Source organism: Trichococcus flocculiformis (genome assembly GCF_900113645.1).
Taxonomy (GTDB): Bacteria; Bacillota; Bacilli; order Lactobacillales; family Aerococcaceae; genus Trichococcus; species Trichococcus flocculiformis.
On the sequence record NZ_FOQC01000001.1, the window covers coordinates 15,294 to 30,348 of the forward strand.

At 44.6% G+C, this 15,055-nt stretch carries 10 protein-coding genes; all 10 read left to right on the top strand.

The window, feature by feature from the left end:
* The first annotated feature begins 566 nt into the window (after positions 1–566).
* Entirely contained in the window at positions 567–1,676 is a 1,110-nt protein-coding gene (pdhA, locus tag BMZ71_RS00080) for a pyruvate dehydrogenase (acetyl-transferring) E1 component subunit alpha (protein WP_068562530.1), read from the top strand.
* 2 nt (positions 1,677–1,678) lie between these two features.
* Entirely contained in the window at positions 1,679–2,656 is a 978-nt protein-coding gene (locus BMZ71_RS00085; RefSeq protein ID WP_068562531.1) for an alpha-ketoacid dehydrogenase subunit beta, read from the top strand.
* A 105-nt stretch (positions 2,657–2,761) separates the two neighbouring features.
* Positions 2,762–4,402: a 2-oxo acid dehydrogenase subunit E2 gene (locus BMZ71_RS00090; protein ID WP_086988388.1), complete on the top strand. Its 1,641-nt coding sequence runs from the start codon at positions 2,762–2,764 to the stop codon at positions 4,400–4,402.
* 9 nt (positions 4,403–4,411) lie between these two features.
* Entirely contained in the window at positions 4,412–5,818 is a 1,407-nt protein-coding gene (lpdA, locus tag BMZ71_RS00095; protein ID WP_068562533.1) for a dihydrolipoyl dehydrogenase, read from the top strand.
* Between the two features lie 101 nt (positions 5,819–5,919).
* The gene (locus BMZ71_RS00100) at positions 5,920–6,198 is read left to right on the top strand and encodes a UPF0223 family protein (RefSeq protein ID WP_068562534.1); all 279 of its coding nucleotides are present in this window, start codon (positions 5,920–5,922) and stop codon (positions 6,196–6,198) included.
* Positions 6,199–6,246: 48 nt separating this feature from the next.
* Positions 6,247–7,044 carry an inositol monophosphatase family protein gene (locus tag BMZ71_RS00105; protein WP_086988389.1) on the top strand — a complete coding sequence of 266 codons (798 nt, stop codon included), beginning with the start codon at positions 6,247–6,249 and terminating at the stop codon, positions 7,042–7,044.
* Between the two features lie 442 nt (positions 7,045–7,486).
* Positions 7,487–10,198 (top strand): aconitate hydratase AcnA, encoded by a 2,712-nt coding sequence (gene acnA, locus BMZ71_RS00110; RefSeq protein ID WP_086988390.1) that lies wholly within the window; start codon positions 7,487–7,489, stop codon positions 10,196–10,198.
* 53 nt (positions 10,199–10,251) lie between these two features.
* Positions 10,252–11,400 carry a citrate/2-methylcitrate synthase gene (locus tag BMZ71_RS00115; RefSeq protein WP_086988391.1) on the top strand — a complete coding sequence of 383 codons (1,149 nt, stop codon included), beginning with the start codon at positions 10,252–10,254 and terminating at the stop codon, positions 11,398–11,400.
* The gene (icd, locus tag BMZ71_RS00120; RefSeq protein ID WP_086988392.1) at positions 11,397–12,671 is read left to right on the top strand and encodes an NADP-dependent isocitrate dehydrogenase; all 1,275 of its coding nucleotides are present in this window, start codon (positions 11,397–11,399) and stop codon (positions 12,669–12,671) included. Before BMZ71_RS00115 ends, icd begins: the two co-directional genes overlap by 4 nt.
* Positions 12,672–13,040: 369 nt before the next feature.
* Entirely contained in the window at positions 13,041–14,879 is a 1,839-nt protein-coding gene (typA, locus tag BMZ71_RS00125) for a translational GTPase TypA (protein ID WP_068562539.1), read from the top strand.
* The last annotated feature ends 176 nt before the right edge of the window (positions 14,880–15,055 follow it).

Genomic DNA, 15,055 nt, shown 5'->3' on the forward strand with positions numbered 1-15,055 from the left:
GAAATGGCCTTTTTTCTGTTCATGAGATGAATGAGGAGTTATTTTAATCAAATTTTCATAGTGATGAGATTGTGATTTCATGAATGAATGGAACAACTGGATATGATCCGAGAAAAGATAAAAAATCAACTGTGAAAAACGGAAGAAAATCGATATTTAAAAAGAGGTAGTTGTAACGAATGGACTGTTATACTTTTGAAAGCCCATGCCATCAATGCTTGCTGTTTTGTGTAACAACAGTTTTGTTTTGGTTATAATACAGAATCTTTGTATCTGATTGCGACAATCTGTAAACATACATAATAATGATGTTTCAATATAAAACAAAATAGCGTGATTTTATCCTCGTTAAAAAATGAACAATAAAGAATTGCTAAACGCTTACAATTAAGCAGTGGTGGATTTTCTGTGCACAAAAAATGAAAACTGTCCTTTTACCTTGCATATATCTCGGATGCGTGGTAAATTATTCATGTAACAACTGTGAATTGATACAGTTGAAATCATCTGTATAAACCTCATCCAAAGAGATGAAATATCAAGGGAATAGAGAGGAAAGTGTTAGCATGGCTACAAAACAAACAAAAATCGACATTGACGCATTACTAAGCAGCACGAACACAGATTTTCGCATGGTCCAAATCATGGACGAAGAAGGGAATATTGTAAACCCTGATCTAATGCCAGATCTTTCTGATGAACAATTGGTTCAATTCATGACAGATATGGTATGGTCCAGAATTTTACATGAACGTTCAACTGCGTTGAATCGTCAAGGTAGATTAGGTTTCTATGCGCCGACAGCCGGCCAAGAAGCGAGCCAGCTAGGCAGTATTGCAGCAATCGAAAAAGAAGATGTATTGTTGCCTGGTTACCGCGATGTTCCTCAATTGGTCAAGCATGGATTACCATTGACGCAAGCTTTCCTTTGGTCGAGAGGTCATGTGGATGGCAATAAATATGCTGACGACATCCAAGCTTTACCACCGCAAATCATCATCGGCGCACAATATGTGCAAGCTGCAGGAGTAGCATTGGGATTGAAGAAACGCAACAAGAAAAATGTTGCCATCACATATACTGGTGACGGCGGAAGCTCGCAAGGGGATTTCTATGAAGGAATCAACTTTGCCGGCTCCTACAAAGCACCTGCCATCTTCTTCATTCAAAATAACGGATGGGCGATTTCAACGCCTCGCCACGTGCAGACCGCTGCTCAAACTTTAGCGCAGAAAGCTATGGCTGCCGGAATCCCTGGTATCCAAGTCGACGGGATGGACATCTTGGCTGTCTACGCGATAACCAAAAAAGCAAGAGAATATGCTGTTGCCGGAAATGGGCCTGTCTTGATCGAAACAATCTGCTACCGCTTCGGTCCGCATACTTTATCAGGTGACGATCCGACACGTTACCGTGACACTGCCGAATTGGAAGGCTGGCAAGCAAAAGATCCATTGATCCGCATGCGCAAATTCTTGACGGCAAAAGGTCTATGGTCTGAAGAAAAAGAAAATGAAGTCATCGAATCAGTCAAAGAAGAAATCAAAGATGCCATCAAGGAAGCTGACCAAGCTCCTAAACAAAAAGTATCTGACTTCTTGAAGAGCATGTTCGAAGAACCAAATCAAACTTTAGCAGAACAAATCGCATACTACGAAGCAAAGGAGACTAAATAATCATGGCACAATTAACTATGATCCAAGCCATCACTGATGCGCTTGCAATTGAACTTGAAAACGATCCAAACGTTCTGATCTTCGGAGAAGACGTTGGTAAAAACGGCGGTGTATTCCGTGCGACACAAGGACTTCAAGAGAAATTCGGCGAAGATCGCGTGTTTGATACTCCTTTAGCTGAATCCGGTATCGGTGGTTTGGCATTCGGTCTGGCCTTAGAAGGTTTCCGTCCTGTCGCGGAAATTCAATTCTTCGGTTTTGTATTTGAAGTAATGGATACAGTTGTAGCGCAAGCTGCACGTACACGTTACCGCATGGCGGGCACGCGTAATCTGCCTATCGTTTTCCGCTCTCCTTTCGGTGGCGGAGTGCACACACCTGAATTGCACTCGGATAACTTGGAAGGCTTGATGGCCCAATCACCAGGTTTGAAAGTGGTTATCCCTTCGAACCCATACGATGCAAAAGGTTTGTTGATTTCAGCTATCCGTGACAACGATCCCGTTGTCTTCTTGGAGCACATGAAATTGTACCGTTCATTCCGTGATGAAGTTCCTGAAGAAGCGTACACGGTTCCTATCGGCAAAGCTGCCATCACAAAAGAAGGATCTGACGTGTCTGTTATCACTTACGGCGCAATGGTCCGCGAAGCTATCAAAGCTGCAGAAACACTTGAAAAAGAAGGCATTTCGGTTGAAGTAATCGATTTGCGGACGGTTGCTCCACTTGATATCGAAACGATCATTGCCTCAGTTGAAAAAACAGGCCGTGTCGTAGTTGTCCAAGAAGCGCAGCGTCAAGCTGGTGTAGGCGCAATGGTCATGTCCGAAATTTCTGAACGTGCAGTGTTATCGTTAGAAGCTCCTATCGGACGTGTAGCTGCTCCAGATACTGTCTTCCCGTTCGGCCAAGCAGAAAACATTTGGTTACCGAATGCTACTGATATCGAGAATAAAGTAAGAGAAACTTATCATTTCTAAGAGCTGAAAGCTTGGACAAATACAATTCCATATCCCATAGAATTGTATTTGTCCGCTTTTGTGCGTCGGAAATCAAAAATAGACAAATGAAGGGAAGTTAAGAAAATGTCTTTTAAATTCAAGTTGCCTGCTCTAGGCGAAGGTATCATGGAAGGTGAAATCGTTTCTTGGTCAATCAAAGAAGGCGACACCATCAATGAAGATGACACATTATTAGAAGTTCAAAATGATAAATCAGTCGAAGAAATCCCATCCCCAGTATCTGGGAAAGTTTTGAAGATTGTTACACCGGTAGGTACGGTTGCGGTCATCGGAGATGTATTGGTGGAAATCGACGCTCCAGGTCACGAGGATGAAGGTTCTGCAGCTCCTGCACCAGCAACAGCTTCAGCGGCATCAACTCCAGCAGCACCTGCAGCTTCAACAGGCGGACTGTTCCAATTCAAATTGCCTGCTCTAGGCGAGGGTATCATGGAAGGCGAAATCGTTTCTTGGCCTATCAAGGAAGGCGATATGATCAACGAAGATGACACCTTGGTTGAAGTTCAGAACGACAAATCTGTTGAAGAGATCCCATCTCCAGTGACAGGTAAAGTTGTCCGCATCGTAGCGCCAGTAGGTACAGTTGCGGTCATCGGTGATGTATTGGTTGAAATCGATGCTCCAGGCCAAAACGGTCCGGCTTCAGCAACACCAAAAGCAGCGGCAGCACCTGCAGCAGCTTCAAATGCACCAGCCTCATCAGGCGTAGTTGAAGCAGCAAATCCAAACAAACAAGTCTTGGCTATGCCGTCTGTTCGTCAATACGCACGCGAGAAAGGCATCGACATCACTTCGGTTGCGCCGACTGGAAAAGGCGGCCGTGTACTGAAGGAAGATATCGATAACTTCAGCGGAGTAGCTCCAGTGGCAGCAAAAGCAGTAGCTCCAGCAGTCCAAGCTCAAGCTTCAGCACAAGCAGCAGTCCAAGCGGCTCCTGTAGCAGCTGCTCAAGCAACACAAACGGCAGCACCAGCTCAACCATTCTCTTCCAATATGGGCGAAGCGGAAACACGCCAAAAGATGTCTCCGATGAGAAAAGCGATTGCGAAAGCAATGGTCAACAGCAAGCATACAGCGCCTCACGTAACCTTGTTTGATGAAGTTGAAGTGTCCAAATTATGGGATCACCGCAAGAAATTCAAAGATGTTGCTGCAGCGCAAGGAACAAAACTTACTTTCTTGCCGTATGTCGTTAAGGCTTTGGCAGCGACTGTACGTGACTTCCCTATCCTGAACGCTTCAATCGACGATGCTGCACAAGAAATCGTATTGAAGAACTACATCAATATCGGTATCGCTACAGACACAGACAATGGTCTATACGTGCCGAACGTTAAAGATGCAAATACAAAAGGCATGTTCAAAATTGCCGATGAAATCAACAACATGGCTGCTCAAGCCCACGACGGCAAACTGGCAGCTGCAGACATGAGAAACGGTTCTGTAACTATCAGCAATATCGGTTCTGTTGGCGGCGGATTCTTTACGCCAGTCATCAACTACCCTGAAGTGGCCATCCTAGGTGTTGGAACGATCGCGCAACAAGCTATCGTCAATGCAGAAGGCGAATTGGCAGTCGGTCGCGTTATGAAACTTTCATTGAGTTTCGACCACCGTATCGTTGACGGCGCAACTGCTCAAAAAGCAATGAACAACATTAAGAGATTATTGGCTGATCCAGAATTATTATTGATGGAAGGGTGAAAATAGACAATGGTAGTAGGCGATTTCGCAGTTGAATTAGATACAGTTGTTGTTGGAGCGGGACCTGGTGGCTATGTAGCTGCCATCCGCGCTGCACAATTAGGACAAAAAGTAGCAATCATCGAAAGAGAATGGATCGGAGGCGTTTGTTTGAACGTCGGTTGTATCCCTTCAAAAGCATTGATTTCTGCTGGACATCATTATCAAGAAGCTTTGGATTCTTCTGTTTTCGGCATCACAACTGAAAATGTGAAACTGGACTTCTCGAAAACGCAAGAATGGAAAGACAACAAAGTCGTCAAAACATTGACTTCCGGTGTCGAGTACTTGCTGAAGAAAAACAAAGTTGAAATCATCCGTGGAAATGCATTCTTCAATGACGGAGAAACATTGCGTGTCTTCACCGAAGATGCAGCACAAACATATACTTTCAAAAATGCGATCATCGCTACCGGTAGCCGTCCGATCGAAATCAAAGGTTTCAAATTTGGCGGACGCGTTATCGATTCCACTGGCGGATTGAATTTGACTGAAGTTCCTAAGAAATTAGTCATCGTCGGTGGCGGTGTCATCGGTACTGAACTGGGCGGAGCGTACGCTAACCTAGGTGCTGAAGTGACTATTCTTGAAGGTTCTCCGCAAATTTTACCGACATTCGAAAAAGATATGGTCAAATTCGTTGAAAAATCATTCCAAGAAAAAGGTGTCACAGTCGTCACGAAGGCAATGGCTAAAGAAGCCATCGACAACGGAGACAGCGTAACCGTTAAATATGAAGCGAACGGTAAAGAAGAGGTTATCGAAGCTGACTACGTAATGGTTACTGTCGGTCGCCGTCCGAATACGGATGACTTGGGTCTTGAAGTAGTCGGAGTTGAAATGACTGACCGTGGTTTGGTCAAAGTCGATAATCAAGGCCGTACAAATGTAAAACACATTTTTGCGATCGGCGATATCGTTCCTGGTGCTGCTTTGGCTCATAAAGCCAGCTACGAAGCTAAAATCGCGGCTGAAGCAATTGCGGGACATCCCTCTGCAATTGATTACCGTGCTATGCCAGGGGTTGCCTTTACGGATCCTGAATTAGCTACTATCGGCTTCACTGCTGCCGAAGCAAAAGACAAAGGTATGGATGTCAAAGCATCCAAATTCCCATTGTCAGGTAACGGACGCGCATTGTCATTGAACCAGACAGAAGGCTTTGTTCGTTTGGTTACGACAAAAGAAGATAACGTTCTTGTCGGCGCGCAAGTTGTCGGTGTGAATGCCAGCGAAATCATTGCTGAGCTTGGGTTGGCGATTGAAGCCGGAATGAACGCAGAAGATATCGCGTTGACGATCCACGGTCATCCATCCTTATCCGAAACAATCATGGACGCTGCCGAATTGGCTTTGGGCATGCCGATCCACATCTAATTCCAAAATAGTAACAGGTAAAGAGAATCCGGATCCGGATTCTCTTTATTTTTTTTGTCAGGTATAATATAGTAGAAACAAGAATAGATGGAGGGAATAAGATGCAACATTATGACTATCCGTTCGAAGTGGAGTGGTCCAAAGAAGAGATTGTTAAAGTCATCTCCTTGTGGAATGCTGTCGAGCGCGCTTATGAAAGTGGAATCAGTAAAGAGGATTTTATGCAAGCTTACCGTGAATTCAAAACGGTGCTGCCTTCAGTCGGGCAGGAAAAGAAATACGGCAATCAGTTCGAGAAAGAATCGGGTTATTCTTTGTACAAAGTGCTACAGGAAATAAAGAAAAGTGAAAAGAATAAAATCTTTCTAGGGGAGCGTTAAACGACTGGATAAGTCGCGGGTAGAGGAGCGGTAGAAGGGAGGAGCCGGATGGATCAGATCGATAGAAGGCATAGCCTGATCAAGTCTTGGTTACATGAAGCTGCAGACTTGCTGCGGGAATCGTTCAACAAGGAGCTTGAGATTAAAGAAAAAACATCGCGAACGGATCTGGTAACAAACATGGATCGGGAAATCGAGGTGTTCCTGTATGAAAAAATCACTGCGCATTTCCCGGATGAGCGTATTTTGGGAGAAGAAAGCGTAGGACACGATATACAGGATCTGGATGGAATTGTCTGGATCATCGATCCAATTGATGGCACACTTAATTTCATCAAGCAGCGAGCGAATTTTGCCATCATGATCGGCATCTATAAAGACGGTGTTGGTCATTTAGGCTATATTTATGATGTCGTAAGAGACGAGCTCTATTTTGCGATACGCGATAACGGGGCTTATTGCAATGATCGTAGACTGCCGCGGGTGGAGGATCTACCGTTATCGGAAGGGCTGGTCGCAATCAGTAATCGATTGGTTGTTTCCGATGCGGACGAAGCGCGTAGAATCGCCAGAAACAGTAGTGGGTTGCGCGTCAATGGCTCTGCCGGACTGGAAACGGCTTGGGTTGCTTCTGGAAAATTAGTGGCTTATATCGCGCCTTCCTTGGCACCGTGGGATATAGCGGCAGGGTTGGTCATAGCTGAAGAGGTAGGTTTGGTCTATAGACAAGTTACGGGAGAAAAAATAAATCTGCTCCAGAATAATGCGGTAATTGTAGCCAATAGCTTTGCTTTCCTGGAAATTCAAAATGAATGGCGCTTCATTTTTGGACCTCATTCAGTATAAATTGAAGTGGACAAGATACAGATCAGTGTATTTTGTTCACTTTTTTTGATTGACGAAAGATGTTAGAATTCCTCACATCAAAAGGCAAGGGTTATGCGATTCTATTATCATATGTTGAAAAAAGATATTATTTTTCTCAGAAAGAGAATGAGACTAAAAATAATAAATGTGAGAAAGATGATTAAAATGATAAAAAAATGAGTATATGAGAGTTTTTTTAATGTTTTTTAATGAGAACGAATCTCATTTTGGTATCGGCGGAAGGTGGTTCTCTCATTTTTCTAATGAAAAATCTTACAAATCTATGTAAGGTTTCTCCGATTGTCAGTGCTTGTCTGCGGTATTTTTTTTAGCTAAAACATTTACATTTGATTAAATTATGGTTATAATCTTCGTATTAAGTGAGATGTATGTGAAACAGATGATAAACGGGGGTAATAAAATGTCGGATTTTAATCAAAATGCCATAGCTTCTTTTAGTTTGCATGGTCATCAATATGACTACTATAAATTAAAAAAATTAGAAAATAATGAAAAAATAAAAATTTCTAAATTGCCTTACTCGATTCGAGTTCTTCTGGAATCGTTGTTACGTCAAGTGGGAGAAAGCGGCATCAAAGAAGAACATGTTGTCACTTTATCTAACTGGAGTGCAACGGAAACGAATGAAGGCGAAATACCTTTCAAACCATCCCGCGTTATCCTTCAGGATTTCACAGGGGTACCGGCAGTCGTTGACTTGGCTTCATTAAGAAAAACGGTTCATGATTTAGGCGGAGATCCAGCGCTCATCAATCCGGAAGTGCCTGTTGATCTGGTCATTGATCATTCTGTGCAAGTTGATAACTTCGGGTCACCACAAGCCTTGATCGCGAACATGAAGATGGAATTCCTGCGTAATCAAGAGCGTTATCAATTTTTGAGTTGGGCCCAAAAAGCCTTCGACAATTACCGGGCTGTGCCGCCCGCTACCGGTATTGTCCATCAAGTCAATATTGAGTATTTGGCGTCAGTCGTCACGGAAAAAGAAATAGACGAAAACAGAAGCTTGGTTTTTCCTGATACATTGGTGGGTACGGATTCCCATACGACTATGGCGAACGCTCTAGGAGTATTGGGTTGGGGAGTCGGCGGAATAGAAGCGGAAGCCAGCATGCTTGGCGAGCCTTCCTTCTTCCCGGTTCCTGAAGTAGTGGGTGTACGTTTCATCAATTCGCTGCAGGAAGCAGCAACCGCAACTGATCTGGCCTTGAAAGTGACTCAGACGTTGCGCGAAATGAAAGTAGTCGGCAAATTTGTCGAGTTTTTTGGTCCTGGGTTATCTTCCATGACTTTGGCAGATCGTGCGACCATTGCCAACATGGCACCTGAATATGGTGCGACTTGCGGCTTCTTTCCGGTCGACGATGAAGTGCTTAACTACTTAACGCTGACAGGCAGAGATGAAAAGCATGTTTCTATAGTAGAAGCATATGTTAAGGCAAACGACTTATACTACCGTGTCGAGAATCCGGAGCCGGAATATACTACAGTCGTAGAAATAGACTTGAGCACAATCGAGGCCAATGTTGCAGGTCCGAAGCGTCCACAAGATTTGGTACCTGTGTCAAAATTGAAAATAGATTTCCAGAGATCATTGATTGCGCCAAAAGGCAATGCCGGATTTGGACTATCCGAAGAGGATGCACAAAAAGAAGTTTCATTTGTCCTCGATGGGGAAGAAGTGAAAATGAAGACGGGAGACGTAGCGATTGCTGCAATCACAAGCTGCACGAACACATCTAATCCATATGTAATGTTGAGTGCCGGATTATTGGCGAAACGAGCAGTCGAGTTGGGGTTGAACGTGCCGAAATACGTCAAGACTTCGTTGGCTCCAGGATCCAAAGTAGTTACCGCCTATTTGGATAATGCTGGTTTACTTCCTTACCTGGAAGAACTGGGCTTCAATACTGTCGGGTACGGTTGTACGACATGTATCGGAAATTCAGGGCCGCTTTTGCCGGAAGTGGAAGAAGCAATCAAAAACAGTGATTTGTTGGTTTCTAGCGCACTGAGCGGAAACCGTAACTTTGAAGGGCGGATTCATGCTTTGGTCAAAGCGAACTATTTGGCATCACCGCCATTGGTAGTCGCTTATGCGCTGGCTGGTACGATGAACATCAATCTGAAATCCGATCCGATCGGAAACGGTAAAGATGGTCAACCCGTCTACTTGGCTGATCTGTGGCCGGAAAGACATACTGTGGAAGCGATGATCCGAGATTTTGTAACACCTGAGATATTCAAAGCAGAGTATTTGCATGTTTTTGATGATAATGCTGAATGGAACGCAATCGAAACAAATGATGATGCTTTGTACCAATGGGAAGAGGGATCGACTTACATTGCAAATCCGCCATTCTTCAACAATTTATCGCCTGAACCAAAAGCGATTGAATCCTTGAAGGAATTGGCAGTTTTGGGTAAATTCGGTGATTCGGTTACGACCGATCATATTTCTCCAGCAGGAAGCATCGGAGTCAATACACCGGCGGGGCAATATTTGTCTTCGAAAGGTTTGGGAGTCCGCGATTTCAACTCATACGGAGCTAGACGTGGAAACCATGAAGTAATGATGCGTGGAACGTTAGCAAATATCCGTATCCGCAATCAATTGGTCCCTGCCAAAGAAGGCGGTGTCACTATCTACTGGCCGACAGGTGAAGAGATGAGTATCTTTGATGCATCCGAAAAATACCGCGAAGAGAGTGTTGGGCTGATCATCCTTGCCGGTGATGATTACGGAATGGGTTCATCCCGTGATTGGGCTGCCAAAGGTGTCAAGTTGCTCGGGGTCGAAGCGGTCATCGCGAAGAGCTATGAAAGAATCCACCGTTCGAATCTTGTCATGATGGGCATATTGCCTTTGCAATACCAAGCGGGTCAAGATGCAGAAAGCCTCGGGCTGGACGGATCGGAAAAAATTACGATTGATTTGAACGATAGTGTCGGTATCCATGCTGAAATTCCTGTGACGGCAGTCAAATCAGATGGTCAAGAAATCAAATTCACGACTATTGCCCGTTTTGATTCTGAAGTGGATATGACTTACTACCGTAACGGAGGCATCCTGCCGATGGTAATCCGTAAAAAAATGGGGCTTGCTTATTAAGCAGCAAGCCATCCAATTTGCTGAAGAGAGGTTTTTGAGAGGAGAGAAAAATCATGGAAGTACATAAAGGATTAGCAGATGTTGTCGTATCAGAAACCTCCCTAAGCGCAATTGTTGAGGGACAATTATCCTATTCAGGATATAATATCGACGAATTAGTGGAAAAAGATGCATCGTTTGAGGAAATCATCTTTTTGTTGTGGAATTCAAGAATGCCTAGCCGTGAAGAATTTGCGCAGTTGCAGCACGATCTTCACACGCATATGGCCTTATCTGAAAGTGTCATTGCTTGCCTGAAAATACAGTGCCGTCAGAATCTGCACCCGATGAGTGTCTTGCGTACGACGGTCTCACTATTGGGCGTATTCGATCCGTATGCGGAAGATATGGATGAACGTTCTGTCTATATTCAAGCAATCTCGATACAAGCTAAAATTCCGACGATTGTCGCCGCATTCGCACGATTACGCAAAGGTTTGGATCCGATTGCGCCTCGCGAAGACCTTTCGTTCGGAGCCAACTTCCTGTATATGTTGACAGGCGAAGAAGCGAATCCGGATTTGGTCAGAGCGTATAATCATTGTCTGGTACTCCATGCCGATCACGATCTTAACGCATCAACCTTCACCGCACGCGTTGCAGCTTCTACGCTGACGGATGTCTATTCGTGTATCACAGGTGCCATCGGAGCTCTCAAGGGTCCCTTGCACGGCGGAGCGAATGAGCGCGTATTCGATATGCTTTCCGAAATCGCTGAATCCGAAACCAGAGATGTTGCTGGCTACTTGAAAACAAAATTGGACAATAAAGAAAAAATCATGGGATTCGGTCACCGTGTCTACAAAACGGAAGACCCCCGCAAGAAACACCTGAAACGCATGGCAAAGGAATTGACCCAGGAATTTGGGAAAGAAGATTTATATGATCTTTCTTGCGAAGTAGAGGACTATCTGTTGCAGGAAAAAGGCTTGATTCCGAATGTGGATTTCTACTCTGCCACAGTTTATCACTGCTTTGGGATAGAACATGACCTCTTCACACTGTTGTTTTCGATGAGCCGTGTTGCCGGGTGGTTAGGACATGTATTCGAGCAGAAACGTGAAGCGACTTTGATCCGTCCACGTTCAAAATACGTGGGACCCGTTAATCTGACCTATATCCCTTTGTCTGAAAAAGAAACTATTGGAGGTACTGCGCAATGACAGTTGGCGAAAAAATTGTTATGAATGAAACAGGTTTGCATACACCTGATTTTCCGATCATCCCTTTCATCGAAGGGGATGGAATCGGTCCGGAAATTTGGCAAGCATCCAAAAAAGTATTTGAGGCTGCAGTTGAAAAGGCCTATGGCGATTCCCGTAAAATAGTCTGGAAAGAAGTGCTTGCGGGCGGAAAAGCTTTTGATTTGACCGGTTCATGGTTGCCCGATGAGACCATGGATGTCATCAGGGAGCATTTGGTGGCCATCAAAGGACCGCTGACGACACCGATCGGTGGAGGGATCCGTTCCTTGAATGTCGCTTTGCGCCAGACGTTGGACCTATTCGTTTGCTTGCGTCCTGTCCGATATTTTGAAGGCGTACCGACCCCTTTGAAACACCCTGAAAAAACTGACATGGTCATCTTCCGCGAGAATACTGAAGATTGCTATGCAGGGATCGAGTTCGAAGCACAAAGTGAAGAAGCGAAACGGATCATCGAAATTCTGCAGACCCAATTCGGTGTGGATAAAATCCGCTTCCCTGAGACATCGGCAATCGGTGTCAAACCGGTTTCGATCGAAGGTTCGGAACGGTTGATCCGCAGCGCCATCCAATATGCCTTGGAAAATGGCCGTACTTCGGTGACGTTGGTACACAAAGGCAACATCATGAAATTCACGGAGGGCGGTTTCAAGAAGTGGGGCTATGCTCTAGCGGAACGTGAATTTGGCGATAAAGTCTTCACTTGGGCCCAATATGACGCCGTAAAAGCTGCGGACGGCAGAGCGGCAGCTGATCAAGCTTACGAAGATGCGGTTGCGGCAGGTAAGTTGATCATCAAAGACCGGATCGCGGACATCTTCCTGCAGGAGATTTTGATGAACCCTGAGAACTATGATGTCATCGCGACCTTGAACCTGAACGGTGACTACATTTCCGATGCATTGGCTGCTCAAGTCGGCGGAATCGGGATTGCGCCAGGAGCGAACATCAATCAGAACACAGGCCATGCCATCTTTGAAGCGACTCACGGTACCGCGCCGGAATATGCTGGTTTGGATGAATTGAACCCTTCATCGGTGTTGCTATCAGGCGCTATGTTGTTCGATTACATCGGCTGGAATGAAGTCAGCGACTTGATCACCCGTGGCATCGAGAAGACGATTGCGAACAAAACGGTCACACGCGATTTCTATTACCTGATGAAGGATGAAGCTGCCCAAAAAGTCAGCTGCTCCCGATTCGCGGAACTGGTCATCGAAAACATGTAGGAACCCTTCGGAAAAGCAGAGGCATAATCACTCCGGATTATGCCTCTTTTTGCGGACAATTCCAGAAACGAGACAGCTTCTAGAATCCTTGCCGCCTAAAGACATCCATGGTGCAGTGGCAGCCGGAAGAAAAACTTTTTTAAGAAAGCCGTTACATTGAACTTTTTTCTTTCCAAATGGTTCTGGAGGTGATAGACTGGACAAGTTGATAGTTGTCTTCATGAGTTTTCAGCGGGTTTTCACCTATTCCGCAAATGAAAGCTGATGGGAAGTTCAAATTCAGAATTGTGATCGACTATATAATGGCAGTAGCGGTTGGCATATCAAACAGCAGTGAAAAACAAGTAAAATTTTGGAGGAAAACAACAAATGGAATTTAGAAAAGATATTCGTAATGTTGCAATCATCGCCCACGTTGACCATGGTAAAACAACATTAGTAGATGAATTGTTGAAACAATCGGATACATTGAACGCTAGAACTGAGCTCATGGAACGCGCAATGGATTCCAACGATATTGAGAAAGAACGTGGTATCACAATCTTAGCAAAAAATACTGCGGTACAATATAAAGGCACACGTGTCAACATCATGGACACACCAGGACACGCGGACTTCGGTGGTGAAGTAGAACGTATCATGCGTATGGTTGATGGCGTAGTGCTTGTTGTGGATGCTTATGAAGGAACAATGCCACAAACACGTTTCGTACTAAAAAAAGCTTTAGAGCAAAAACTTATTCCAATCGTTGTAGTAAACAAAATTGACAAACCGACTGCTAGACCAGCCGAAGTTGTGGATGAAGTCCTGGAACTATTCATCGAATTAGGCGCGGATGATGAACAATTGGAATTCCCGGTTGTTTACGCTTCTGCGATGAATGGTACATCAAGCATGTCAGACGATCCAGCTGATCAAGAAGATACAATGGACAACGTGTTCAATGCGATCATTGAACACATACCAGCTCCAGTTGACAATTCAGCTGAACCGTTACAATTCCAAGTAGCTTTACTTGATTACAGTGACTTTGTTGGCCGTATCGGTATCGGACGCGTATTCCGTGGCACAATCAAAGTTGGAGATCAAGTATCCTTACTTAAATTGGACGGATCATTCAAGAATTTTCGTGTATCAAAATTGTTCGGTTACTTCGGTCTGGATCGCGTCGAAATCGAAGAAGCAAAAGCGGGCGATTTGATTGCCATTTCCGGTATGGAAGACATCTTCGTCGGTGAAACGGTGACTCCTGTCGACCATCGCGAAGCTTTGCCGGTTCTGCATATCGACGAACCTACATTGCAAATGACTTTCTTGACAAACAACTCTCCTTTCGCAGGCCGTGAAGGTAAATGGGTTACTTCCCGTAAGATTGAAGAGCGTTTGATGAAACAATTGCACACTGATGTATCCTTGCGTGTTGATCCAACCGACTCTCCCGATGCTTGGGTCGTTTCCGGACGTGGCGAATTGCATTTGTCCATCCTGATCGAAAATATGCGTCGTGAAGGCTACGAATTACAAGTATCCCGTCCAGAAGTTATCATCAGAGAGGTTGATGGCGTAAGATGCGAGCCTTTTGAGCGTGTTCAAATTGACACCCCTGAAGAATATATGGGTTCCGTAATCGAAACGATCAGCCAACGCAAAGCTGAAATGCAAGATATGCAAAACAGCGGCAACGGCCAAGTCCGTATCATTTTCCTTGTTCCTTCACGTGGACTGATCGGTTACTCTACTGAATTCTTATCCATCACTCGCGGATATGGTATCATGGCGCATACGTTCGAAGCGTATTTGCCAGAGTTGCCAGGAAAAATCGGCGGACGCAGCAAAGGCGCACTTGTTTCTACTGAAACAGGCAAAACAACAACCTACGGCATCATGGGCGTTGAGGATCGCGGAACGATCTTCATCGAGCCTGGTGTGGATATTTACGAAGGTATGATTGTCGGCGAAAACGCTCGTGATAACGATATCGCTGTAAATATCACAAGAGCGAAGCAAATGACGAATATCCGTTCCGCAAATAAAGATTCTACTAACGTAATCAAACGTCCGCGTACATTGACGCTTGAAGAATCGCTTGAGTTCATGGGAGAAGATGAGTATTGCGAAGTAACACCTGAAAGTGTGCGACTGCGTAAACAAATTCTGGATAAAAATGAGCGTGAAAAAGCTGCTAAACGCAAGAAAAAAGCAGAATAAACCTATAACAATTTCTAAGAAAAGCTGAACGGGTTCGTTCAGCCCTGAAAGAAATTTAGGAAATCTGTCCTACTGAGCATCGAAGAGCGCAATAGGACAGATTTATCTAATTTCCGAAGGGCTAACCCGTGAAGCTGGACATCATTTTAGATGCATGAAACATGTTGCAATCTTGT

Bases quoted from the DNA above. Each gene is read 5' to 3' on its own strand.
- acnA (WP_086988390.1), top strand. From the start codon at position 7,487: ATGTCGGATTTTAATCAAAATGCCATAGCTTCTTTTAGTTTGCATGGT.
- icd (WP_086988392.1), top strand. From the start codon at position 11,397: ATGACAGTTGGCGAAAAAATTGTTATGAATGAAACAGGTTTGCATACA.
- BMZ71_RS00105 (WP_086988389.1), top strand. From the start codon at position 6,247: ATGGATCAGATCGATAGAAGGCATAGCCTGATCAAGTCTTGGTTACAT.
- pdhA (WP_068562530.1), top strand. From the start codon at position 567: ATGGCTACAAAACAAACAAAAATCGACATTGACGCATTACTAAGCAGC.
- lpdA (WP_068562533.1), top strand. From the start codon at position 4,412: ATGGTAGTAGGCGATTTCGCAGTTGAATTAGATACAGTTGTTGTTGGA.
- BMZ71_RS00115 (WP_086988391.1), top strand. From the start codon at position 10,252: ATGGAAGTACATAAAGGATTAGCAGATGTTGTCGTATCAGAAACCTCC.
- typA (WP_068562539.1), top strand. From the start codon at position 13,041: ATGGAATTTAGAAAAGATATTCGTAATGTTGCAATCATCGCCCACGTT.
- BMZ71_RS00100 (WP_068562534.1), top strand. From the start codon at position 5,920: ATGCAACATTATGACTATCCGTTCGAAGTGGAGTGGTCCAAAGAAGAG.
- BMZ71_RS00085 (WP_068562531.1), top strand. From the start codon at position 1,679: ATGGCACAATTAACTATGATCCAAGCCATCACTGATGCGCTTGCAATT.
- BMZ71_RS00090 (WP_086988388.1), top strand. From the start codon at position 2,762: ATGTCTTTTAAATTCAAGTTGCCTGCTCTAGGCGAAGGTATCATGGAA.